This is a genomic window from Martelella sp. HB161492 (genome assembly GCF_013184775.1).
GTDB lineage: Bacteria > Pseudomonadota > Alphaproteobacteria > Rhizobiales > Rhizobiaceae > Martelella.
Genome location: NZ_JAATVV010000008.1, coordinates 44,041 through 68,201 on the forward strand (window position 1 = coordinate 44,041; position 24,161 = coordinate 68,201).

General features: G+C 60.9%; 19 protein-coding genes. 13 read left to right on the top strand and 6 right to left on the bottom strand.

Going from position 1 to position 24,161, the window contains the following annotated elements:
- Positions 1–214 precede the first annotated feature (214 nt).
- The 3 genes from HCK86_RS14420 (at position 215) to pncA (ending at position 5,901) form a co-directional block, all read left to right on the top strand.
- Complete coding sequence (locus HCK86_RS14420; protein WP_176085179.1) at positions 215–2,653, top strand: UvrD-helicase domain-containing protein; 2,439 nt, start codon at positions 215–217, stop codon at positions 2,651–2,653.
- Positions 2,654–2,930: 277 nt separating this feature from the next.
- A complete protein-coding gene (locus tag HCK86_RS14425) occupies positions 2,931–5,183 on the top strand; it encodes a bifunctional diguanylate cyclase/phosphodiesterase (protein ID WP_176085180.1) in 2,253 nt (750 codons plus the stop codon).
- 100 nt (positions 5,184–5,283) lie between these two features.
- Positions 5,284–5,901, top strand: a complete 618-nt coding sequence (gene pncA / locus HCK86_RS14430) for a bifunctional nicotinamidase/pyrazinamidase (protein ID WP_176085181.1) — start codon at positions 5,284–5,286, stop codon at positions 5,899–5,901.
- Positions 5,902–5,905: 4 nt separating this feature from the next.
- On the opposite strand, the gene HCK86_RS14435 is transcribed toward pncA, so the two are convergent.
- A complete protein-coding gene (locus HCK86_RS14435) occupies positions 5,906–6,142 on the bottom strand; it encodes a DUF2164 domain-containing protein (RefSeq protein WP_176085182.1) in 237 nt (78 codons plus the stop codon).
- 95 nt (positions 6,143–6,237) lie between these two features.
- On the opposite strand from HCK86_RS14435, the gene HCK86_RS14440 reads away from it, so the two are divergent.
- Together HCK86_RS14440 and HCK86_RS14445 are read left to right on the top strand one after the other, a co-directional pair.
- Entirely contained in the window at positions 6,238–6,936 is a 699-nt protein-coding gene (locus HCK86_RS14440; RefSeq protein ID WP_176085183.1) for an AzlC family ABC transporter permease, read from the top strand.
- Positions 6,933–7,250 carry an AzlD family protein gene (locus HCK86_RS14445; protein WP_176085184.1) on the top strand — a complete coding sequence of 106 codons (318 nt, stop codon included), beginning with the start codon at positions 6,933–6,935 and terminating at the stop codon, positions 7,248–7,250. Before HCK86_RS14440 ends, HCK86_RS14445 begins: the two co-directional genes overlap by 4 nt.
- Positions 7,251–7,284: 34 nt before the next feature.
- On the opposite strand, the gene HCK86_RS14450 is transcribed toward HCK86_RS14445, so the two are convergent.
- Complete coding sequence (locus HCK86_RS14450; protein ID WP_176085357.1) at positions 7,285–9,117, bottom strand: aminopeptidase P family protein; 1,833 nt, start codon at positions 9,115–9,117, stop codon at positions 7,285–7,287.
- Between the two features lie 457 nt (positions 9,118–9,574).
- Here HCK86_RS14450 and HCK86_RS14455 point away from each other — a divergent pair, with 457 nt between their 5' ends.
- On the top strand, positions 9,575–9,742 hold the full coding sequence (locus tag HCK86_RS14455) for a hypothetical protein (RefSeq protein WP_176085185.1): 168 nt from the start codon (positions 9,575–9,577) through the stop codon (positions 9,740–9,742).
- A 178-nt stretch (positions 9,743–9,920) separates the two neighbouring features.
- On the opposite strand, the gene HCK86_RS14460 is transcribed toward HCK86_RS14455, so the two are convergent.
- Positions 9,921–11,576, bottom strand: a complete 1,656-nt coding sequence (locus tag HCK86_RS14460) for an acyl-CoA dehydrogenase family protein (protein WP_176085186.1) — start codon at positions 11,574–11,576, stop codon at positions 9,921–9,923.
- Positions 11,577–11,717: 141 nt separating this feature from the next.
- On the opposite strand from HCK86_RS14460, the gene HCK86_RS14465 reads away from it, so the two are divergent.
- The 4 genes from HCK86_RS14465 (at position 11,718) to dprA (ending at position 15,947) form a co-directional block, all read left to right on the top strand.
- Positions 11,718–12,659, top strand: a complete 942-nt coding sequence (locus tag HCK86_RS14465; RefSeq protein WP_176085187.1) for an aspartate carbamoyltransferase catalytic subunit — start codon at positions 11,718–11,720, stop codon at positions 12,657–12,659.
- Positions 12,656–13,945 carry a dihydroorotase gene (locus tag HCK86_RS14470; RefSeq protein ID WP_176085188.1) on the top strand — a complete coding sequence of 430 codons (1,290 nt, stop codon included), beginning with the start codon at positions 12,656–12,658 and terminating at the stop codon, positions 13,943–13,945. Before HCK86_RS14465 ends, HCK86_RS14470 begins: the two co-directional genes overlap by 4 nt.
- Before the next feature lie 159 nt (positions 13,946–14,104).
- Positions 14,105–14,722 carry a glycerol-3-phosphate 1-O-acyltransferase PlsY gene (plsY, locus tag HCK86_RS14475; RefSeq protein WP_176085189.1) on the top strand — a complete coding sequence of 206 codons (618 nt, stop codon included), beginning with the start codon at positions 14,105–14,107 and terminating at the stop codon, positions 14,720–14,722.
- Between the two features lie 46 nt (positions 14,723–14,768).
- On the top strand, positions 14,769–15,947 hold the full coding sequence (dprA, locus tag HCK86_RS14480) for a DNA-processing protein DprA (RefSeq protein WP_176085190.1): 1,179 nt from the start codon (positions 14,769–14,771) through the stop codon (positions 15,945–15,947).
- Between the two features lie 151 nt (positions 15,948–16,098).
- Here the strand turns inward: dprA and HCK86_RS14485 are convergent, their stop codons facing one another.
- Positions 16,099–16,287, bottom strand: a complete 189-nt coding sequence (locus HCK86_RS14485) for a hypothetical protein (protein WP_176085191.1) — start codon at positions 16,285–16,287, stop codon at positions 16,099–16,101.
- A gap of 258 nt (positions 16,288–16,545) precedes the next feature.
- Between HCK86_RS14485 and topA the strand changes: the two genes are divergently transcribed.
- Together topA and rnr are read left to right on the top strand one after the other, a co-directional pair.
- Positions 16,546–19,260 carry a type I DNA topoisomerase gene (gene topA, locus HCK86_RS14490; RefSeq protein WP_176085192.1) on the top strand — a complete coding sequence of 905 codons (2,715 nt, stop codon included), beginning with the start codon at positions 16,546–16,548 and terminating at the stop codon, positions 19,258–19,260.
- Entirely contained in the window at positions 19,260–21,575 is a 2,316-nt protein-coding gene (gene rnr, locus HCK86_RS14495) for a ribonuclease R (RefSeq protein WP_348641085.1), read from the top strand. The genes topA and rnr overlap by 1 nt, the downstream gene beginning before the upstream one ends.
- 41 nt (positions 21,576–21,616) lie before the next feature.
- On the opposite strand, the gene HCK86_RS14500 is transcribed toward rnr, so the two are convergent.
- Together HCK86_RS14500 and HCK86_RS14505 are read right to left on the bottom strand one after the other, a co-directional pair.
- Positions 21,617–21,940, bottom strand: coding sequence for a multidrug efflux SMR transporter (locus HCK86_RS14500; protein WP_176085194.1), 324 nt, complete (start codon positions 21,938–21,940; stop codon positions 21,617–21,619).
- Positions 21,941–22,052: 112 nt separating this feature from the next.
- Entirely contained in the window at positions 22,053–22,727 is a 675-nt protein-coding gene (locus HCK86_RS14505) for a hypothetical protein (protein ID WP_176085195.1), read from the bottom strand.
- A 227-nt stretch (positions 22,728–22,954) separates the two neighbouring features.
- Between HCK86_RS14505 and HCK86_RS14510 the strand changes: the two genes are divergently transcribed.
- The gene (locus HCK86_RS14510; RefSeq protein WP_176085196.1) at positions 22,955–24,133 is read left to right on the top strand and encodes an MFS transporter; all 1,179 of its coding nucleotides are present in this window, start codon (positions 22,955–22,957) and stop codon (positions 24,131–24,133) included.
- The last annotated feature ends 28 nt before the right edge of the window (positions 24,134–24,161 follow it).

Below are 24,161 nucleotides of genomic sequence, written 5' to 3' on the forward strand. Positions count from 1 at the left end.
TTCTGCCGTAAATCCAGCATGGCCAAGTGGCCAAATCGCCTCCAGTGCCCCGGATCATCAGCCAGGATGCAGGCACTTGCTGCGCCAAATGAGCATTCGCTTTTCGCCACGGCAGATATGGATGCGCGGCTTCAATCGCATGTCAGAACTCATTTTGTTCTGGTTTTGTCGCCATGGTGCTTTTCTTTCCGGCATTAATCACTAAATTGGCGGCATGATTCATCACGGCGACGATATTCCCTTTTTCGATGACGACGAGCCGGGTCCGGTGCCTCCGCGGCGCGAGGGCAGCGGCATTGCTGCGCGTGCCATGGCGGCACGGCGCGAAACTTCCGTGCCCGATTATCTCGGCGGCCTGAACCCCGAACAGCGCGATGCCGTCGTCACCACAGAAGGTCCGCTTCTGGTTCTTGCTGGCGCCGGCACCGGCAAGACGCGCGTACTCACGACGCGCATTGCGCACATCCTCGCTTCCGGCAATGCCTATCCCAGTCAGATCCTTGCTGTGACCTTCACCAACAAGGCAGCACGCGAGATGAAGGAACGCATTGGCGTTCTGGTCGGCGGGGCTGTCGAGGGCATGCCCTGGCTCGGCACCTTCCATTCGATCGGCGTCAAGCTGTTGCGCCGCCATGCGGAACTTGCCGGCATCCGCTCCGACTTCACGATCCTCGATACCGACGACGTGATCCGCCTGATCAAGCAGCTGATCCAGGCTGAAGGCCTGGATGACAAGCGCTGGCCTGCACGCCAGTTCGCATCCATGATCGACGGTTGGAAGAACAAGGGGCTAACGCCTAAGGATATTCCCGAGGGCGACGCGCGAGCCTTCGGCAACGGCCGTGGCCGCAAGCTCTACCAGGCCTATCAGGACCGGCTGAAAACGCTCAATGCCTGTGATTTTGGCGACCTGCTGCTGCATCCGATCCATATTTTCCGCCAGCACCCCGACGTACTGAAGGAATATCACAAACGCTTCCGCTACATTCTGGTCGATGAGTATCAGGACACCAACACCGCGCAATATATGTGGCTAAGGCTTCTCGCCCAGCGGCCGGGCCATGATACCGGACCGGTGAACATTTGCTGCGTTGGTGATGATGACCAGTCGATCTATGGCTGGCGCGGTGCGGAGGTCGACAATATCCTGCGATTCGAGAAGGATTTTCCCGGCGCCAAGGTGATCCGGCTCGAGCGCAATTACCGATCCACGGCGCATATTCTCGGCGCGGCCGGCCACCTGATTGCCCATAATGACGGCCGCCTCGGCAAGACATTGTTCACCGACCGTTCGGACCCTGATGACGCCAAGGTGCAGGTTCATGCGGCCTGGGATTCGGAAGAGGAAGCCCGTGCCGTCGGCGAGGAAATCGAACAGCTGCAGCGCCGGGGCGAACAGCTGAACGACATGGCGATCCTCGTTCGAGCCTCCTTCCAGATGCGCGAATTTGAAGACCGTTTCGTCACGCTCGGCCTCAATTACCGGGTTATCGGCGGGCCGCGCTTTTATGAGCGCCTCGAGATCCGCGATGCCATGGCCTATTTCCGCATGGTCTGCCAGCCGGCCGATGATCTGGCGCTTGAGCGGATTATCAACACACCCAAGCGCGGTCTTGGCGAAGCCTCGATCCGCAAGCTGCATGACCATGCGCGTGACCGCAACATTCCGATGCTGGCCGCCGCGCGTGAACTGTGCGACACCGACGAGATGAAGCCCAAGGCGCGCAAGGCGCTTTACGATGTCGTCACCCATTTCGACCGGTGGCAGGGTCTGCTGGAAACCACGCCGCATACCGAGCTGGCCGAGACGATTCTCGACGAGAGTGGCTATACGGAAATGTGGCAGAACGACCGCTCTGCCGAAGCGCCGGGCCGCCTCGAAAACCTGAAGGAACTGATCCGCTCGATGGAAGGCTTCGAGAGCCTGCGGGGATTTCTCGAACACGTTTCACTTGTGATGGATGCCGAGCAGAACGAAGATCTCGATGCCGTATCGATCATGACGCTTCATTCCGCCAAGGGTCTCGAATTCAAGACCGTCTTCCTGCCTGGCTGGGAAGAGGGCCTGTTCCCGCACCAGCGGGCCCTTGACGAGAGCGGCCGCGCCGGACTGGAAGAGGAGCGCCGGCTTGCCTATGTCGGCCTCACCCGCGCCAAGCGCAACTGCCATATCTGGTTTGTTTCCAACCGCCGCATCCACGGCCTGTGGCAATCGACCATGCCGTCGCGCTTTCTCGATGAATTGCCGACCGATCATGTCGAGGTCGGCGAGACCGAGATGTCCTATGGCGGCTATGGGCAATCACGCTTCGACCGCGCCGAGCCCTTTGCCAATTCCTACGGCACGCCGGGCTGGAAGCGGGCACAGTCGCATCGCAGCGATGCGACCCGCGACAATTGGGGAACCAGATCCGGCCACCAGGTCGAGCGTATCGGTTATGGCGAAAGCGGACCAAGCGGCAAGACCATCGAAGGCGAGCTCGTTGCCCGCTCGGTGGAAACGACACCGTCCCGCTTCGCCCCTGGAGACCGTGTGTTCCACATGAAGTTCGGCAACGGCAACATCGTCGCGATCGAGGGCAACAAGCTGACAATCGATTTCGACAAGGCCGGCCGCAAGCGCGTGCTTGAAGGCTTCATCCAGCCGGTCTGAATGACCAAGACACACAAACCTGCGATCGCCTCCGGATGCTGAGCTGTCATAGTTCTGGACCGTTCGTCAATACATGTGAATTTGCGTGTCCGACCCGCACCAATTCGTCTTTTGGAAAGCATTTTGTGCTGTATGCTTGCTTCTGATTTGATTGACGAAGCCAATCACGGCTCCGATGGCCCGAAAAGAGAGAATGAGAACAAGGCGGGTTTCTTCAGCTATTTGGCCGCTTCCGGCCAATTTCTGGGCCCGGGCGATTGCCCGCGGGCTTGCGCTCATGCTTTTGGTTCTGCTGACAGAACCATTTTTCCTGACAGAGATCGCCTGTGCGCAGAGCCATCTGAATTTCGGTGACGTGTTCAGTGACAGTCCGGTCGCCATGTTGCTGGTGGATCCCGATGATACCCGTATCCTGAAGGCGAATGATGCTGCGGCGCGGTTTTATGGTTTCAGTGTGACCACCCTCGAGACCATGTCGATCAGCGATATCAACCAGATGTCGAGCGACCAGATCCGCGAGGAAATAAGCCGGGCAAAAGAGCTTCAGCGAAACTATTTCCTGTTCCCGCATCGCTTCGCCGACGGTACCACGAGGACAGTCCGCGTTTTCACCTGGCCGATCCAGTATGCCGGATCGACGGCGCTGCTCTCCGTGATATCCCACGCAGACGGCGAGCAGGTTACGACCCAGTCACTCAGCGACTACACCAGCAATCTCAACAAGGCGATCATGGATCGGAGCCACGAGCTTGAGCAGACCTACAGGCTGTTCAGCCGCACGCTGGCTGTCGCGCTTATCGGTCTGCTGGTGATCATTCTTCTTCTGGCTTTCAACACCATGCGCCGGCGTCGGCTGGTCCGTGAACTTGGAAGGCAGCATCTTCTGCTCAGCGTCCTGATTGATGCCATCCCTGACCAGATCTACTTCAAGCGCTCCGATGGCCGCTTTGTCACCTGCAACACCGCAGCCGCCGCCTTTGTCGGCATGCCGAAGGAAATGATCTCCGGCAAGACGGATACGGAGATTTTCGGCGCCAGCGCGAATGATCTGCTCCGGCGGCAGATCTTCAGCGATGTCAGCGATCAGGCGACCTTGACGAATGAAGGCGAGATCACCGGCCCGACCGGCAATCGCCTGACGCTGGAAATGATCAAGTCCGCCGTGATCGACCCTGACGGCAACCGGCTCGGCTCGGTCTCGGTGTGGCGCGATGTCACGGAACGGCGGCGCACCGAAGAACGGATCGAGACGCTTGCCTATTACGACCCGCTGACCGGGCTTGCGAACCGGGCACGGGCCTATGACGCCATCACCGCCTACCTCAAGAGCCCGGAACACAAGCGTGGCTTTGCGGCCCTCATCCTGTTCGACCTCGACAATTTCGCCGCGCTCAACTCGATCTTCGGCCATGACGTCGGGGACGGGCTGCTTTGCACGGTTGCCAGCCGGCTGTCGGGTAACATCTCTGCCAGCAGCATGGTCGCACGTATTTCCAGCGATGAATTTGTATTGCTGCTGACCGGGCTCGGCCCTGACGAAGCGGTGGCGCGCGGCCGCACGGCGGAGGAATTGCAGCGCCTTCATGCCGCCGTCAGCGCCTCCGCCATGGTGCGCTCGCGTCACATAACGCCTAGTTCAAGCGCGGGCGTCATTCTTTTCGGCCGCGAACGCACGAGCGTTGACGACCTGTTGCGGCGCGCCGATCTAGCACTGCACAGCGCCAAGGAACGCGGCCGCGGCCAGATGGCCTGGTTCCAGACGGATATGGTCAACGATCTCGTTGAGCGTTTCGATATCGAACGGGATCTGCAGAACGCACTGCTGCACGACCGGTTCCGGATCTATCTTCAGCCGAAGGTTTCGACCGCCTTTTCCGGGAACTATTATGAGGCATTGCTCAGGCTCGAGCACCCAAGCCGCGGCATTATCGGGCCCGATCATTTCATCGGCATTGCCGAAAGCACCGGCATGATCCTCGCCATCGGCGCCTGGGTTCTTGACCAGAGCGTCCGGCTGCTGCGCGCCAATCCCGACATCCATCTGTCCGTCAATGTTTCCGTCCAGCAGCTGCTGCAGGATAATTTCGTCGAGCGGCTGGAGCGACTGATCGCCACCTATCGTTTTGATCCGGCGCATCTGACGCTGGAAATGACCGAAACGCTTGTCATCGCCAATTTCGAAATGGTGTCAGCACGGCTGAAGCAGGTTCGCGCGCTGGGCATCCGCCTGTCTATCGATGATTTCGGCACCGGCTATTCCGCGCTTATCTATCTGAAGCGGCTGCCGATCGACGAACTGAAAATCGACCGCAGCTTTGTTGCCGGCGTTCCGGGCGACACCAGCGACACCTCTCTTGTCGAATTCATCGTTGCCGTGGCCCGCCATCTGCATCTGACACTGGTCGCCGAGGGCGTCGAGAACGAAGAACAGGAGGTCTGGCTGCACGAACGGGGATGCGAATTCCTGCAGGGCTATCGCTACAGCGAACCAAAGCCCGTTGAGCATTTTCTCGGCCCTGCTGCGATCTGAAACAGAGATCGGCGCTGCAGACATTGTCGAGCGGCATGAACCTGTTGCATCCTGCCCACATCACAGCCTGTCAGAATCACCCCCATCGGAAGCCATGCCCATGAAAGCGCTCCTGCTCGTCGACATTCAGAACGGTTTCTGCCCCGGCGGCAATCTCGCGGTTGAAGACGGTAATGCCGTCGTCACGGTCGCAAACCATCTGATTGAAAAAGGTGACTACGATCTCGTCATCGCCTCGCAGGACTGGCATCCGCCGGGCCACGGTTCCTTCGCCTCCGCCCATCCGGGCAAAGCCCCCTTCGATATGGGTGAACTGGCCGGCAAACCTCAGGTCATGTGGCCGGATCATTGCATCCAGAACACGCCCGATGCCGCGTTTCACCCGGACCTCAGGACAGATGCGATCGATTATGTCCAGCGCAAGGGCATGGATCCGATGGTCGATTCCTATTCGGCCTTTCGTGACAATGACCGCAGTGCCAGGACCGGCCTCGATGACTGGATGCGCGCGCAAGATATCGATACGCTCGATGTGATGGGCCTTGCGACAGATTTCTGCGTCAAGTTCACCGCGCTCGACGCCCGCGAGATGCTGCCCGGCGTCACGGTACGGCTCATCGCCGATGGCTGCCGCGGCATCAGTGCCGACGGTGTTGCAGAGGCGCTCACCGCGCTGCGTCAGGCCGGTATCGCGGTGATTGACAGCAAGGATGCCTGAATTTTCAGACCGGTTTTTCAAGCAGCAGGATCTGATCGGCCAGATCGTCCAGCCGGCTCATCAGCACGCCATGCGCATCGCGCAGGCCCTGATTGTAGAAAAGCGGCCCGAATTCGGTGCAGAGGAAATCGAAAAACAATTCAGCCTGCAACTGCCCGGTCTCGCATTCCAGTTCGCTTTCAAGATAATCGCGCAACCGGGCGGCAAAGGCCGTTTTTTCTGCGCGCGAAAATTCAATCATGATACCTGTCCTTCATTAATGGGTCGATCAACAATTCTCGTTTGAATTCCGGTCACGACCATTTCATGATCCGCCCTTCACGTGAAAGAAGACAAATGCATAAAGACGGATTTCTGACCGGGCTTAAGGATGGCCTTGTCCCCTCACTCTCGGCCGCGCCCTTCGGTGTCCTGTTCGGCGCCGTGGCTGTTGCGCAGGGTCAGACGGTTTTCGAAACGGCGCTCATGAGCATAACCATCTTCGCCGGCGCCAGCCAGCTGGTCGGCGTCGAACTGTTCGGCCATCGCGTCGCGGCCTGGATCATCATTCTCTCCATCGTGGCCGTCAATTTCCGCCACGTGCTCTATTCTGCCGCCATGACCCCGGCGATCACCCATTTCAGCCTGCCGGAAAAGGCAATCGCCTTCTTCCTGATGACAGATCCGCAATTTGCCGAAACGCTGAAGCGTCATGAAAACGGCCATGGCGTCAGTTTTGTCTGGTATCTCGGTGTCGGCCTCTGCCTTTATGGTTTCTGGAATGTCATGACGCTGATCGGCGCAACCCTTGGCGGCTTCATCGACGATCCGGCAGCCCTTGGCCTCGATATCCTGCTGCCGATCTACTTCCTCAGCCTCGTGATCGGCTTCAGGAAACGTGATAACTTTCTGCCGGTCGTCCTCGTCTCCGCCCTTGGCTCCGTCATCGCCTATGCCACGATCGGCTCTCCCTGGCATGTCAGTATCGGCGCTCTGGCCGGTATCGCGCTCGCTGCCGCCCTGCCTCCGAAAACCAACAAGGAGGCGAGCGCATGAACAGCTTTACCGATCAGCACATGATCATCGTGATCCTGCTTGCCGCCGTTGCCACCTATCTCACCCGCATTGCCGGCTACGTGCTGCTGTCGGTCATGACCGATATACCGCCGCGCGCCGAAGCGGCTCTCAATGCCATTCCGGCTGCGGTGCTGACCACGCTGGTTGCGCCCGCCTTCTATTCCGGCGGCTGGGAGGCGAAGATTGCGATTGCGGCCGCACTCGTGACCGGTCTCAGATTCGCCTCACCGCTGCCGATGATTGGCGTCGGCTGGTCGCTGGTCATGATCCTGCGCTATTTTGTGATTGCCTGATTCTTCATAAGATCACAGCCTTTGGCGGATCTTTCTATGTCAGCGGACGGGTTGCGGCCTCAAGCCAGGCCCGTTCGGCAGCATCGGCGACAAGCGGAGAAAGCCGCTCACGCACCTCGCCATGATAGGCATCCAGCCAGACAAGTTCCTCACGCGTCAGCAGGGCGGTATCGATCAGGCGGGCATCGATCGGGCACCAGGTCAGCGTTTCGAAGCCAAGCATCGGCCGGTCGCCGCCGTCAACAGGAGTGGCTTCGGTCACCACCAGCAGGTTTTCGATGCGGATGCCGAAGCTGCCGGGCAGATAATAGCCGGGCTCATTGGAAATGATCATCCCCGGCTCCAGCACGGCACCGCCTGCGCGGGAAATACGCTGCGGACCTTCATGGACGGACAGATAGGAGCCAACGCCGTGGCCGGTGCCATGACCGTAATCGGCGCCCGCCTTCCAGAGCGCGATGCGCGCCAGCGGATCAATATCCTGGCCGCGGGTGCCGACCGGAAAGCGCGCCGCCGAGATCGCGATCATGCCCTTGAGGACAAGCGTGAAGAAGCGTCTCTGCTCGGCCGGCACCGTACCGATGGCAAATGTCCGGGTAATATCGGTGGTGCCGTTCTGATATTGCCCACCCGAATCGACCAGATACATCTCGCCAGCATTCAACATACGGTTGGTATCGGTTGTCACCCTGTAATGAATGATGGCAGCATTCGGCCCGGCGCCGGAAATCGTTTCGAAGGAAATATCCTTCAGCGGGTTCTGCATGCGGTCACCCGTTCTGCGACGGGCATCCTCCAGCGCCTCGGCGACGTCGATCTCACTGACACTGCCGGGCTCCTGACAATCCAGCCAATGCAGGAAGGAGACCATGGCCGCGCCATCCTGGAGATGGGCCTGACGGGAGCCGGAAAGCTCGGCAGCATTCTTGATCGCCCGTGCCAGCACGACCGGATCGGCCTGCCCGCTCCAGTGCCCTCCGGCCGCCTCGATCAGGCGGACCACAGCGAAAGGTGCCTGCGCCGGATCAAGCAGGATCATGGCCCCGGCGCGCGCCAGATCAGTAACGGCGGGCCCGAAATCTGCCGGTTCGGCAAGATCGGCAAGCCGGGCAAGGTCGGCACGCACCGGATCATCAATCTTGTCGGAATCAATGAAGATCATCGCCCCGCCGTCCCTGCGAATGATCGCGCGCGACAGCGGCGACGGTGTGTGAGCGACATCAAGGCCGCGAATGTTGAAAAGCCAGGCAACGGCCGTCGGATCGCTCACCAGCAAAGCATCGGCATTCTTGCCTGAAAGCATCGATGCAAGGCTGCCTAGCTTTTCGGAAGCTTTCTGACCGGCCAGATGATCCGGCTGGATCGAGATTTTCCCCTTCGGTTCAGCCGGGCGGTCGGACCAGATGCGATCGACCGGATTATCCTCGACAAGAACCAGTTCGCCGCCAAATCCTGACAGCGCCTGCTTCAGCTGTTCGATTTCTTTCAGCGTATGCAGCCAGGGATCAATGCCGAGTTTCAGCCCCTTCGGTCTGCGCCCTGCCAGAAACACATGCGGCGGTTCTCCGACAAGGTCACCGCCAGACATGAGCGCCGGATCCACCTGTGCGGCAAGCTGGGTGGTATAGCGCCCGTCAACGAAGACAACGGCTTCTTTTTCCATGATCAGCGCGATACCTGCCGAACCGGTAAAGCCGGTCAGAAAGGCAAGCCGCTCGGCGGAAGGCGGCAGATATTCGCCCTGATATTCATCGGCATGCGGCACCAGAAAGGCATTGATCCCGAGTTTCGGGAAAAGTGCGCGCAGGGCCGCAATGCGCGGCGCGGCCTGCTCAGGACGGGACACGACTTCGAAGGACTGGAACATGGAACACCCGGACATTGCGCCGGATCGCGTCCTTCAAACCGGAGCGTTCCGACATGCGAAAATGCAAAGCGGCAGGCCAGAGCCTGACACGGTGTTGAAACAATATCCGCACCGGACCCGCCTCGCAAGCAATGCTGGCCGCGAAAGCGTGGCGCCCGCAGGACGGATTGCGCCATTATGTTCTGAACGAATGACAAAGAAATGCGGCAACCTGCTCAATTTCGAGGCACATCATGACCAATCTTAAGGTCCGCATGACGGATCATGCGTCTGCTGCATGGCTCCCATGAGACAGACCCCCTGCCTCGCCCAGGTTGTACGGCCTATATAGGGTTCAGTTAATTGATCAAGACGTCGTTTGAGACGCGGAGCTGAGAAACGGGTTCAAGGCCTGCCTCGCGACGAATACAGGATCGGCAGCAAGCTGAGCGCCGATCCGGAAACAAGGAGAGATAAAATGGGTATCTTCCGTAACGCTTACAAGAACATCACCGAAGCCCGCCAGCGTCAGGCTGACCGTTATGTCAACGGCGCTCTGATGAACCTCGACGACGCTTCGCTGACCGCGATGGGTACGTCCCGCGCCGAGCTCCGCCGCAAGGGCAGCTCTGCCTACCTCCTCTGATGCCGGTTTCGCTGGTCCATCCTCCCAGGACCGGCGCAAGCCAGCCAGAACGGTCTGCTTGAGCGACCCGCTCGCGGATCACGATCAGGAAACTGATCGAAGGCGGTGCCTCTGGCGCCGCCTTTTTCGTTGCAGCCAGAATTGCCAGAGACTTTGCCAGAGACAAGGCAGGCCCTGGTCAGTCGGCCTTGGGAAAGAGGAGCTCGACGATATAGCCTGCATCGAAGCGGGTATCGAGCATGCCGTAGCTCGAACGCCAGCCCGATGCCAGCCTGGTTTCCAGATAGGCATCGGCAATCCGCCCGGCACCGAGGCGATAAAGCTCCGCCGCCGCAGCAGCATGCGCCAGCTGTTCGACAAAGATCCGCGCAGCACTGGGATCAGAGCGGCAAAGCGCCATCGCTGCGCGCAGCACCTCGATGATCTTGGCGCCTGAACTGCCGAGATCGCGGCCGATCAGCCGGAATACGGCCTCAAACAGATCCGCACCGTGGTCGACGACCTTGAGCAGATCCAGCGCCATCATGTTTCCGCCGCCATCAAGAATGGCGAGTGCGGGCGCATCACGGTAATGGCGCGCCAGGACCCGGTCCTCGCTATAGCCGTTGCCGCCCATGACCTCCATCGTCTCGGCAATGACGGCGGGCGCGAGCTTGGTGGCGAAATACCGCGTCACCGGCGTCATGACCCGTGCATAAGCGGCTTCCTCGCCACTATCCCTTGCCCGGTCGAATGATTCGGCCAGACGGAAGGAAAGGGAGCCGGCTGCGGCGACATCGAGCGCCAGATCGGCCAGAACCCTGAGCATGAGCGGCTGGGCGACAAGCGGCCGCCCCTGCACCAGGCGGGACCGGCTGGCATGCACGGCCTCGGCCAGCGCGGCGCGCATCAGTCCGCCGGCGATAACGGCCTGGTCAAGCCGCATCAGCGTCAGCATATCAAGCACCGTGCGAGACCCCTCACCCGGCCCACCGAGCAGAAAGCCGAACGCATCGGAAAATTCCATTTCCGCCACGCCGACCGATCGCATGCCGAGCAGATCCTTGATCCGCTGAAGATGCAGGCCATTCGGCTGGCCGTCATCCAGAATGCGCGGCACGATGAAGCAGCCCACCCCGGCCTCGGTCTGCGCCAGCATGATAAAGGCGTCGCTCATCGGCGCGGCGACCGACCACTTGTGGCCGCTCAGGCGATAGATCCCCTCGCCGACGCGCTCGGCACGCGTGGTCACGGCCTTCAGATCGCTGCCAACCTGTTTTTCGGCGATGGCCAGCCCCACGGTCACGGCGGATTTCTGCCCGCCGGGCCGCGTCGTCGAATCATAGCGGCGCGTCAGTATTTTCGGTGCCCAGATGGCCCGCAATTGCGGCGAGGCCGCCAGAACGGAAACAGCAGCCGAGGTCGATGACATCGGCAGAAGATGACCGCATTCCAGCTGCGCGCTCAGGAACATCCGCACCGCCCGGATCTTGTGCGCCTTGCTGCGCGAATCGGCATCAAGCGGCGGCTCCCAAAGCGATGAATGCAGCCCCGATGACATGGAGCGGCGCATCAATGCGTGCCAGGCAGGGTGATATTCAACACTGTCGATGCGTTCGCCCGCCGGACCATGGGTCTTCAGGATCGGTGCGTGGATATTGGCCATGCGCGCCAGTTCCTGCGCTTCCGACGAGGTCACATGGCGTCCGAGCGTCAGCAGATCATCCCTGAGCGGCTTTGACAGACTGCGCGTCAGATCGCCCAGCAGCGGATCCGACTGATAGGCATTGATGCCCGTAAACGGCCTCGGCTGATTGAGTTGACTATATATCGTGTCAGACCGGCTTGGCGTCATTCGGATCACTTCTCTTCTCTTCGGCAGCAGTTGGCACGCCGGGACGTGCCATGTCAAACCCGGGTAACAATGCGATCAGGCGCTTGCAGGGTGGACGCACAGCCATTATAGACCGCAAGACCCCATACGGAGGAAAGCTTTATGGTCTTCTTTCCCCATCGCCATCTGATCGGCATTCAGGGCCTTTCCCCTGTCGATATCGAAACCCTTCTCGACAAGGCCGAAGAGGCAATCAAGCTCAATCGCGCCCGCGAGAAGAAAACATCTACCTTGCGCGGCCTCACCCAGATCAATCTGTTCTTTGAGGCTTCGACCCGAACCCAGGCATCGTTTGAACTGGCGGGAAAACGGCTCGGCGCCGATGTCATGAATATGTCGGTCGGCAATTCATCCGTCAAAAAGGGTGAAACGCTGATCGATACCGCCATGACGCTGAACGCCATGCACCCGGATGTTCTGGTGATCCGCCATTCCTCGGCAGGCGCTGCAGCGCTTCTGTCGCGCAAGGTCGCCTGCTCGGTGGTCAATGCCGGCGACGGTGCCCACGAGCACCCGACTCAGGCATTGCTCGACGCGCTGACGATCCGCCGCGCCAAGGGCCGCCTCGACAATATCATCGTGGCAATCTGCGGCGACATTCTCCACTCGCGTGTCGCGCGCTCCAACATCATTCTGCTGAACACGATGGGCGCACGCGTCCGCGTTGTCGGACCGGCGACATTGCTGCCCGCCGGCATGCGCGACATGAGCGTCGAAGTGTTCGACACAATGGAAGAAGGACTGAAGGGCGCCGATGTCGTGATGATGCTGCGCCTGCAGCGCGAGCGCATGGCCGGTTCCTTCGTGCCTTCGGTGCGGGAATATTTCCGCTTCTGGGGACTGGACGCCGAAAAGCTGAAAGCCGCCAAGGAAGACGCACTGGTGATGCATCCCGGCCCGATGAACCGCGGCGTCGAAATCGCCACCGATGTTGCCGACGGTCCGCAGAGCGTGATCGAAAAGCAGGTGGAAATGGGCGTTGCCGTGCGCATGGCGGTGATGGAAACACTGATGCTGTCTGAAAACGGAGGGCCGCGCCCATGACAACGCTGGTTCTGACCAATGCGCGGGTCGTTGATCCTTCGCGCGATCTCGATGCCAGAGGCACCATCATCATCAAGGACGGCATCATTGCCGCGGCCGGTCCGGAGGCGGCGAACCAGGGCATCCCCGAAGGCGCCGAAGTGGTCGACTGTGAAGGCCTCGTTGCAACGCCGGGGCTGGTGGATTCGCATGTCTTCGTCGGCGAGCCCGGTCTCGAGCATACCGAGACAATCGAATCGGCAAGCCATGCGGCGGCGGCCGGTGGCATCACCTCCTTCATCATGATGCCGGACACCAATCCGCCGATCGATGATATCGCGCTGCTTGAATTTGTTCTGAAGACCGCACGCGACAACGCCGTCGTCAACATCTATCCGGCTGCCGCCCTGACCAAGGGGCTGAAGGGCACGGAAATGACGGAACTCGGTCTGCTGAAGGAAGAAGGCGCCGTTGCCTTCACCAATTGCCAGCATCCGATTGCCGACAACCGCGTGCTGCGCCGTGCCATGACCTATGCCCGCTCCTTCGACAGCGTCGTGTCGCTGGAGCCACGCGATCCCTATCTCTCGGCAGGCGACATGAATGAGGGCCTGTTTGCCAGCTGGCTGGGCCTTGCCGGCATTCCGCGCGAGGCGGAAATCATTCCGCTCGAGCGTGACCTGCGGCTGGCAACCCTGACAGGGGTCCGCTATCACGCCGCCAAGATCTCGGTGCCGCAATCCACCGAAGCCATCCGGGTCGCCCGCGAGCGCGGCGCCAATGTCTCGAGCGGCATCTCGATCAACCATCTGACGCTCAACGAGCATGACATCGGCGAATACCGCACCTTCTTCAAGCTGTCGCCACCGCTGCGCGCCGAAGAAGACAGGCTTGCGATGGTCGAGGCCCTGAAGAACGGGCTGATCGACATCATCGTCTCTTCGCATGATCCCCAGGACGTCGATACCAAGCGCCTTCCCTTCTCCGAAGCCGAGAACGGCGCAATCGGGCTGGAAACCATGCTCTCGGCCGCCCTTCGCCTGCATCACTCGGGCGAGGTCCCGCTGATGCGGTTGATCGACGCGCTTTCGACACGGCCGGCAAAACTGTTCGGGCTGGAAGCCGGAACGCTGAAAGCCGGTGCGCGCGCCGACGTGACACTGATCGACCTGGAAGAGCCCTGGATTGTCGGCCCCGAAACGATCCGCTCGCGTTCGAAGAACACCACCTTTGAGGATGCCCGTTTTTCAGGCCGCGCCGTTGCAACCTATGTCGGCGGCAAGTGTGTCTATCAGCGCAGCCTCTAGAGCGCCGCGCGGCCTATTGGCGTTGCGTCTCGCCCCTGCCGTTCCGGCACAAGCAAAAAAAGCTTCTGCCGGAACGATCGCGTCGATAATAGACTTAGCGCATCTTCCCGTTTCGCATAAAACGGTAATGCCCCGACAACAGTCCAGAAGGACCGGCCCATGACTGAGATCCTTTTCTTTCACGTGACCCTGGCACAGGCCGCCATCGTGCTCGTCGGTGGCTATCTTCTGGGATCGATCCCCTTTGGCCTGCTGATCACCCGGATCGCCGGACTCGGCGACATCCGTAAGGTCGGTTCCGGCAATATCGGTGCCACCAATGTTCTGAGAACCGGCAAGCGCCACCTGGCAGCACTGACGCTGCTGCTGGATGCCTTCAAGGCGACGGCCGCGGCCATCCTCGCCACCGCGCTTTACGGCCATGATGCTGGCATACTGGCCGCCTTTGCCGCCTTTATTGGCCATCTTTTTCCGGTATGGCTCGGCTTCAAGGGCGGCAAAGGCGTTGCAACCTATATTGGCGCGCTTCTCGGGCTGGCGCCTGCCGTGGTGCTGGTTTTTGCCTTCGTCTGGCTCGTGGTTGCCCGCCTCAGCCGCTATTCCTCGCTCGCCGCTCTGGTTGCAACCCTTGTCATTCCGGTTGCGTTGTGGATAATGAAGCAACCAGAAATGTCGCTGGTTTTCGCCGTCATGACCTTGATCTCATGGTGGCGACACAAGGCAAATATCGAGCGCTTGATTTCCGGCACGGAAAGCCGGATCGGAGATAAGGGATGACCACAGACCGGCACCAGAGAATGTTCTTTAGTCTTGGTGCCGATCTATGCCGAATGACCTATTGAAGGGCGGCGAATTCAGTGCGGCCGCCTCGCCATTGAGACGATCCGGCATCGTCCTCACCGACAAGCAGCGGCTGGCCTGGCTCAGACTGATTCGCAGCGACAATGTCGGGCCGGTGACCTTCCGGTCACTGATCAACCATTACGGAACCGCCGAGACAGCCCTTCAGATGATCCCCGAACTTGCAGCACGCGGCGGCTCATCCCGTGCGATCAGGATCGCGACCATCGCTGAGGCCGAGCGCGAGATGGAGACAGCCCACCGCTTCGGTGCCCGCTTTGTCGGGGTTGGCGAGCCGGATTATCCCCCGGCGCTGCGCACGATCGAGGGCGCTCCCCCGCTTCTGGCGATGAAGGGCAACGGCAATGTCGCGACCCGACCCGCGCTCGGAATCGTCGGCGCCCGCAATGCTTCGGTCAGCGGCGCCAAGTTCACCGCCATGATTGCTCGTGCGGCCGGCAGCGCTGGCTACAGTGTCGTTTCCGGTCTTGCCCGCGGCATCGACGCGGCCGCTCATCGCGCAAGCCTCGCCCATGGAACTCTGGCGGCAATCGCCGGTGGGCTGGACAGGCCCTACCCGCCCGAGAATCACGAGCTCTATCATGCCATTGCCGATGAAGGCGGCGTGGTGATCACGGAAATGCCCTTTGGCTGGGAACCGCGTGCGCGCGACTTTCCCAGGCGCAACCGGCTTATCGCCGGTACCTCACTTGCAGTTGTTGTCGTCGAGGCGGCGATGCGCTCCGGCTCGCTGATCACGGCAAGACTGGCGAACGAGTTCGGCCGCATTGTCCTGTCGGTGCCCGGCTCGCCGCTTGATCCGCGCTCGGAGGGAACCAACCGGCTGATCAGGCAAGGGGCATCAATCATCTGCAGCCCCGATGATGTGCTGGAGGCGCTGGCGCCGCTGACCCAGATGGAACTGCCGATGTCGCCCGGCGCCGAAGATGGCAGGGACGGGCAAAACCAGGATGACCTGATGCCGCCAAGCGAGGATGAGCGCTCCCGGCTCGCCGAAGCGCTGGGGCCAAGCCCATGTCATCTGGATGATCTGATCAGCTTCACCGGCATAGCTGCAGGCAAGGTGCAGTTGCTGCTGCTCGAACTCGATCTGGCCGGGCGGCTGGTACGCCATGCCGGTGGCATGGTTTCACTGGCATGAGCAGGTCAGGCAATGCGGGAGGCGCGGCAGAAATGGCCGGAAGGTCAGAAAAAACGAATGAAACCGGGAAAAATCGTCTTTTGAATGTAACCGTCTTTTTACAGCCGTACTCGTAATTATATTCCCGGCCGCAGTTGAGACGGGAAAGAGGTCACATTTTTGGTTTGGAGCGGGACTGCAGATCGGTCGCCTCGATATAGGCCATGTCGATGAGATAGCTCAGCATGTCCTCGCCGGACGCGTCGGCCAGGCGCCTGAGCTCGCCGAGCATCTGTCGAATATACTCGATGCTGTCAGCGAGGTGGACCTGGGTTTTGTCATTTGAAGACAAATTCGACATTCTGACTGTGTCCGGTTTGACTAAAACTACGGCTGGCCCGACCTCCTGTCGAAGCCAAGCTTGCTCACCATAACAACTTGCCCTGCGATTGCAATAAACTAAATAGCACTTATAGGTTGTATTTTGCCAATGCAGCCAAATTTTCGGTGCTAGGGCTTGACCGGACGGAAATCACTGTCCATGTCGGAAGCCAACGGGCGAATGCAAAACTGGCTTTTTCTTGTTATGCCGGCCCCAAGAAAGAATTGAGACAGAGTGATGGACGTAGTCGTTGTAGAATCCCCAGCGAAAGCCAAGACAATCAATAAATATCTCGGCAAGGGGTACAAGGTTCTCGCGTCCTTCGGCCATGTCAGGGATCTGCCCGCCAAGGATGGTTCGGTTTTGCCGGATGAGGACTTCGCCATGTCGTGGCAGGTGGATTCAGCTTCGGCAAAGCGGATCAAGGATATTGCCGATGCGCTGAAATCCGCCGATGGCCTGATCCTGGCAACGGACCCGGATCGCGAAGGTGAAGCCATTTCGTGGCATGTTCTCGATGTCTTGAAGAAGAAGCGCGTCATCGGCCAGAAGCCGGTCAAGCGGGTGGTGTTCAACGCCATCACCAAAAACGCTGTTCTCGATGCCATGGCGCATCCGCGCGATATCGATGAGGCGCTGGTCGATGCCTATCTGGCCCGGCGCGCCCTCGATTATCTGGTCGGCTTCAATCTTTCGCCAGTGCTCTGGCGCAAACTGCCTGGCGCCCGCTCTGCCGGCCGAGTGCAGTCGGTGGCGCTGCGTCTGGTCTGCGACCGCGAAAGCGAGATCGAGCGTTTCGTGCCTGAAGAATACTGGCGCATTTCCGCCGATCTGAAAACGCCGCGCGGCGATGTTTTCGAGGCCCGCCTGGTTTCGGCTGAAGGCAAGCGCGTCCAGAAACAATCGATCGGAAACGGCGAGACTGCCAATCGCATCAAGGCCATGCTGGAAAGTGCGGCCTATACGGTGGAAAGCGTCGAGGCAAAGCCGGTCAAGCGCAATCCCGGCCCGCCCTTCACCACGTCAACACTGCAGCAGGCAGCCTCCTCGCGCATGGGCTTTTCGGCTTCGCGGACCATGCAGGTTGCCCAGCGCCTCTATGAAGGCGTCGATATCGGTGGAGAAACCGCCGGTCTGATCACCTATATGCGTACCGACGGCGTGCAGATGGCGCCGGAAGCCATCGAAGCCGCCCGTGCTGCGATTGGCGACCAGTTCGGTGCCCGCTACCTGCCGCCAGCGCCGCGGGCCTATTCCACCAAGGCCAAGAATGCGCAGGAGGCTCACGAGGCCATCCGCCCCACCGATTTCTCGCGCACACCGGCCATGGTGAAACGCTATCTCGACGCTGATCAGTTCCGGCTCTACGATCTGGTCTGGAAGCGCGGCATTGCCAGCCAGATGGCCTCTGCCGAGATGGAACGCACCACCGCTGAAATCATCGCTGCCAGCGGGTCCGATCGCGCCGGTCTGCGTGCCGTCGGCACCGTCGTGCGCTTCGATGGCTTTCTTGCGGCCTATACCGACAACCGCGAGGAACAGACCCCCGGCGATGACGGCGACGACGATGGACGCCTGCCCGAGATCAACCAGGCCGAAAGCCTCGGCAAGGAAAAGGTCAATGCCAGCCAGCACTTCACCGAGCCGCCGCCGCGCTATTCGGAAGCCTCGCTGATCAAGAAGCTGGAAGAGCTCGGCATCGGCCGCCCGTCGACCTATGCCTCGACGCTCGCGACCCTGCGCGACCGCGACTATGTCAATATCGACCAGCGCAAGCTGATTCCGCAGGCCAAGGGCCGGCTGGTGACGGCCTTCCTCGAAAACTTCTTCACCCGCTATGTCGAATATGACTTCACGGCAGGGCTTGAGGAAAAGCTCGACGAGATTTCCGACGGCAAGCTGAACTGGAAACAGGTGCTGCGCGATTTCTGGAAGGATTTCTTCGCCCAGGTGGAGGACACCAAGGAGCTGCGCGTCACCAATGTGCTTGACGCATTGAATGAAGCACTGGCGCCGCTGGTCTTCCCCAAGCGTGAGGATGGCGGCGATCCGCGCCAGTGTCAGGTCTGCGGCACCGGCCAGCTGTCGCTGAAGCTCGGCAAATATGGCGCCTTTGTCGGCTGCTCCAACTATCCCGAATGCAATTACACCCGCCAGCTCTCCGCCGATGCCGAGGCCGATGCATCGGGTGTCAACCCGAACGAGCCGAAGGAGCTTGGCAAGGATCCGGTCACCGACGAACAGGTGACACTCAGAACCGGCCGTTTTGGCCCCTATGTCCAGCGCGGTGACGGCAAGGAGGCCAAACGCTCCTCGCTGCCGCGCGGCTGGAAACCCGAAGATGTCGATTTCGAAAAGGCGCTGGCGCTCCTGTCGCTGCCGCGCGATGTCGGCCAGCATCCGGAATCCGGCAAGATGATCTCTGCCGGGCTCGGCCGCTACGGACCTTTCGTGCTGCATGACGGCACCTATGCCAATCTGGAAAGCATCGAGGATGTGTTCTCGATCGGTGTCAACCGCGCCGTGTCGGTGCTGGCGGACAAGAAGGCCAAGGGCGGCCGCGGGCGTGCCACGCCTGCAGCGCTGAAAAGCCTTGGCGACCATCCCGATGGCGGCGAAATTACCGTGCGTGACGGCCGTTACGGCCCCTATGTCAACTGGGGCAAAATCAACGCCACCCTGCCCAAGGGCAAGGATCCGCAAAGCGTGACCCTGGAAGAGGCCCTGCCGCTTCTTGCCGCCAAGGCCGGGACCAAGAAGCCTGCCAAAAAGACCGCTGCAAAGAAGACGACGGCCAAGAAGGCGGACGCCGACAAGACCAGCGAGAAGAAACCGGCAGCGAAGAAAAGTGCTGCCAAGTCCAAAACCGCTTCAACTGCGAAGAAGAAAGCGCCGGCCAGGAAAAAGGCCGACAGCGCGTCCGCGGGCGAAGCCGAAAGCGGTGACAATTGATCGCAAAACCCCGTTCCGGCAAGAACTTGCCGACCAAATCCGCCGACGCACCGATCATCCATGGTCAGGTGCCGCCGCGTGACGTGCTGCTGCGCTTCATTTCGGAAAATCCTGACCGCGCCTCAAAGCGTGAAATCGCCAAGGCCTTTGGCATCAAGGGTGCGGAGCGCATTGCGCTCAAGGATGCGCTGCGCGACCTCGAAGACGAGGGCATGCTGCAGAAAAAGCGCAAGAGCCTGATGCGCCCGGGCGCGCTGCCACCGGTGACGGTGCTCGACATCACCACCCGCGACAAGGACGGCGAACTGATCGCCCGCCCCGCCGAATGGCCGGAAGAGGAAGGCGCGGCGCCTGCCGTTCTGATCCGCCAGCCGCCCGGTGCGACGCGCGGCAAGAAAGGCGCCCCCGCCGCCGGTATCGGCGACCGGGTGGTCGCCAAGATCTTCCGCTCCAAGTCGGAAACCGGGCCGGCCTATACCGGCCGCGTCATCAAGCTGATCGACAAGCGCAAGCTCGCCGCCCTCGGCGTGATCCGGATGATGGAGGATGGTGACGCCCGGCTGATGCCGATCGACCGGCGCGACAGTGAGATCGCGATCACCGAGGCCGATCTTGGCGGCGCCAAAGACGGCGACCTTGTGGAGGTTGATGTTCAGCGCTCGGGCCGATTCGGCCTGCCGCGCGGTTCTGTGCTCAGCATTGTCGGTTCGCTGGCTTCCGAAAAGGCGGTCTCGATGATCGCCATCCACGCCCATGGCATTCCGCATATCTTCCCCAAACCCGTCCTTGACGAGGCCGAGGCTGCCAAGCCTGCCGACATGTCAAAGCGCGAGGACTGGCGCGATGTGCCGCTGGTGACCATCGATCCGCCGGATGCCAAGGACCATGACGACGCCGTCTATGCCGAAGCGGACACTCGTCCTGAAAATGAGGGCGGCGTGATCGTCACGGTGGCGATTGCCGATGTCTCCTGGTATGTCCGCCCGGGCTCGCCCCTGGATCGCGAAGCCTTGAAACGCGGCAATTCGGTCTATTTCCCCGATCGCGTCGTGCCGATGCTGCCGGAGCGTATTTCCAACAATCTCTGCTCGCTGCGTGAGGGCGAGGACCGCCCTGCCCTTGCTGTGCGCATGGTCTTTTCCAAAGACGGCCGCAAGGCGTCCCACACCTTCCATCGCATCATGATGAAGAGCGCCGCCAAGCTCTCATACCAGCAGGCTCAGGCAGCGATTGACGGCAAAACCGATGACAAGACCGGACCGCTGCTCGAGCCCGTCCTAAAGCCGCTATGGGCCGCCTACGCCATCATGACGCGCGGGCGCGACCGTCGCCAGCCGCTCGATCTCGACCTGCCTGAACGCAAGATCCTGCTGAAGGACGACGGTACGGTGGACCGCGTCACCGTTCCCGCCCGCCTCGATGCGCACAAGCTGATCGAGGAGATGATGATCCAGGCCAATGTCGCCGCGGCCGAGACACTGGAACAGAAGAAACAGCCGCTGATCTACCGCGTTCACGACCAGCCCTCTTTGTCCAAGCAGGAGACGCTGCGCGAATTTCTGGCGACACTGTCGATCCCGCTTGCCAAGGGCGGTGCATTGCGCGCCAATGCCTTCAACGGCATCCTTGCCAAGGCCGAAGGCAGCCCGCACAAGGATCTGATCAATGAAATGGTGCTGCGCTCGCAGAGCCAGGCAGTCTATTCACCGGAAAATGGCGGCCATTTCGGCCTCAATCTGATGAAATATGCCCATTTCACCTCGCCGATCCGCCGCTATGCCGACCTGATCGTTCATCGCGCGCTGGTCGCAGGCCTTCACCTCGGTGACGGTGGACTGACGCGCGAGGAAGAGACGCAGCTTGACGACATCGCCGCCGAAATCTCGACCTTCGAGCGCCGCGCCATGGCGGCAGAGCGCGAGACGGTTGACCGGCTGATCGCTCACCATCTGGCGGGCCGCATCGGCGAAAGCTTTGACGGCAGGGTGGCCGGCGTCACCCGCTCGGGCCTGTTCATTTCGCTTCCCGATTATGGGGCCGACGGCTTCATCCCGGTCTCCACGCTTGGCGCCGATTTCTTTGTTCACGACGAGGTGCGTCAGGCACTGGTGGGCGAAAAAAGCGGGCTTGGCTACCAGCTGGGCGATACGGTCGAGGTCCAGCTTGTCGAAGCGATCCCGCTGGCCGGCGCCCTGCGCTTCGAGATGCTGAGTTCCGGCCGCAAACTGCCGGGCGCCCAGCGCTCGTTCCACAAGTCAAAGCGCGGCCGCGTCCAGCGCGGCGGCGGCGCTGGCAGGAGCCGGGGGCGTCGCTGAACGCCCCCTCACCGCGCATCGCACCGACCTTCCGCATCCGCTCAGGCCTCGGAGCCTGACAGTTTCATCAGCACGATCCCCGAGATGATCAATACGGCCGCAATCAGCCTTCCGGGCGTCACGGCCTCGCCCAGAATGGCAATACCGATGGCAAAGGCGCCGACAGCGCCAATCCCGGTCCAGACCGTATAGGCGGTGCCAAGCGGCAGGGACCGCATGGAAACCGACAACAGAACAAAGCTTGCCAGCGACGCGACGATCGTGATGGTGGTGGGAACGGGCAATGTGAAGCCGGCGGATTTCTTCATCGAGAAAGCCCAGACGATTTCCAGCACACCGGCGATTGCAAGATAGAACCAGGCCATGGCGGCCCTCCTTTTCAAAAGTGGGCCGGGCCGTCCCGGAATGATCACGACGACGCGGGTCGTCCCGCGCAGGCCAGTCCTTTAGCCCCGGTCACGCAGGAAATCAATGTTCTCACCGCGCCACGCCAAGCCAGATCACGTGCTTGAGGCCGCGTCGCTTGGCATTGGCGCGCACCATGTGAACCTCGGTGTCAAAACCGCTCTTTTTCATCCGCCCGGTGAAACGTTCATCCGGGCCGGAGGACCAGATGGCCAGCACACCGCTTGCCGTCAGCGCCTTTCGGCTCCGCGAAAGTCCCTGAAAATCATAAAGGCCATCATTTCCCGCCCGCGTCAGGCCGTCCGGCCCGTTGTCGACATCGAGCAGAATGGCATCGAAGGCATGCTTTGATCCCGAGATCAGCGCGGCGACATCGCCGTCGAAAATTTCCACGCGCGGATCATCCAGACAGCCCTTGAACACCGGGGCCATCGGCCCTCGCGCCCATTTGACCACCGCAGCCACCAGCTCGGCGACGATCACCCTGGCATCCTCAGGCAAAACAGCAAGGGCCGCACGCAAAGTGAAGCCCATGCCAAGCCCGCCAATCAGCATCACCGGCGCCTTGCGGGCGGCTAGCTTTTCAAAGGCAAGCTCGGCCAGTGCTTCCTCCGAACCGGAAAGACGGCTGTTCATCAGCTCATTGGCGCCGAGCATGATGGAATATTCCGTGCCGCGCCGCTTAAGCCTGAGCGTACCGGTCTCGCCCGGTATCGAAGCTTCATCGAGTTCTTCCCATGGAATCATCTGAATGCCCTTCCTCTGACGATGAGGTCTATCACGCACGCGGCCAGATACTGTCCAGATTTGCGCAAAAATATTTGCCAGCGGGTAAAGTTGGTCTATGAGATCTGCACATCGAAAACGCGTTTCATCGCAGCGAAGGACAGTTCGCTGTGACATTTGCAGACGCGGGCAGGATGCAGATGCTCTGTTTCGGCCGGGGACCGGCCCTCTTGAGGAAATGATACTACATGCCGCAGTCTTCGTCCGAGGCCGCCCCGACGGTCATTCGCTGGCGTTCTCTGGTTGCCGCCATCGCCGCCGTTACCGCCGTCGGAATGGCGATGGGACTTGGCCTCCCGCTCCTGAGCGTGATTCTCGAAAAGCGCGGCATCTCCTCCTCGATGATCGGCTTCAATTCCGCCATGGCCGGGATTGCCTCGATGATGGCGGCGCCACTGACCACACGGCTGGCGCACAGATTTGGCGCGGCGCCTACCATGATCGGCGCCATCCTCATTGCCGCACTTTCCGCACTCGGCTTCTATTACGCGCCGCATTTCTGGATGTGGTTCCCGCTCCGCTTCACCTTTCACGGCGCAATTTCCACCCTGTTCATCCTGTCGGAATTCTGGATCAACGCCGCGGCGCCGCCACATCGGCGCGGCCTCGTTCTCGGTTGCTACGCAACGGTGATGTCGCTCGGCTTTGCCGCGGGCCCGCTGATCTTCTCGGCAACCGGTAGCGCCGGACTCCTGCCCTTCGCCATCGGCGCCGTCATCATTCTGGCCGCCGCCATTCCCGTCTTCATCGCCCGCAATGACGGTCCGAGCATCGACACGCCGCCGGATCTGCATTTCTTCCGCTATATCTTCGCCGTTCCCTCCGCCACCGCCGCCGTGTTCATCTTCGGTGCGGTGGAAGCGGGCGGCCTGTCACTGTTTCCGATTTTTGCGACGCGCTCCGCCTTTTCCGAACAGCATGCAGCCCTGCTGCTGACGCTGATGGGGGTCGGCAACCTGATCTTCCAGATCCCGATCGGCATGATCACCGATCATCTGAAGGATCGCCGCCAGATGTTGCTGGCGCTGGCCGTGATCGGCTTTGTCGGCGCGCTCGCTTTGCCGTTTATCGTCCACAGCTTCATGCTGACCGCCATCGTCCTGCTCTTCTTCGGCGGCTCCATTGCCGGGCTCTACACGGTTGGCCTCAGCCACATGGGCACGCGGTTTTCCGGCGCCAACCTTGCGGCCGCCAATGCCGCCTTCATCTTCTGCTACGCTATCGGCACCGTCATCGGACCGCAGGCGATCGGCAGCGCCATGGATGTGGCCGGCAAGGACGGCTTTGCCGGAGCTATAGCCATTTTCTTTGGCCTTTACCTGCTGCTTGCAGTGGTTCGCCTTGTTTTTCGGCGTCGTCAGCCTTGACTTTTGCGTCAGGATTCGTAGTGTCCCG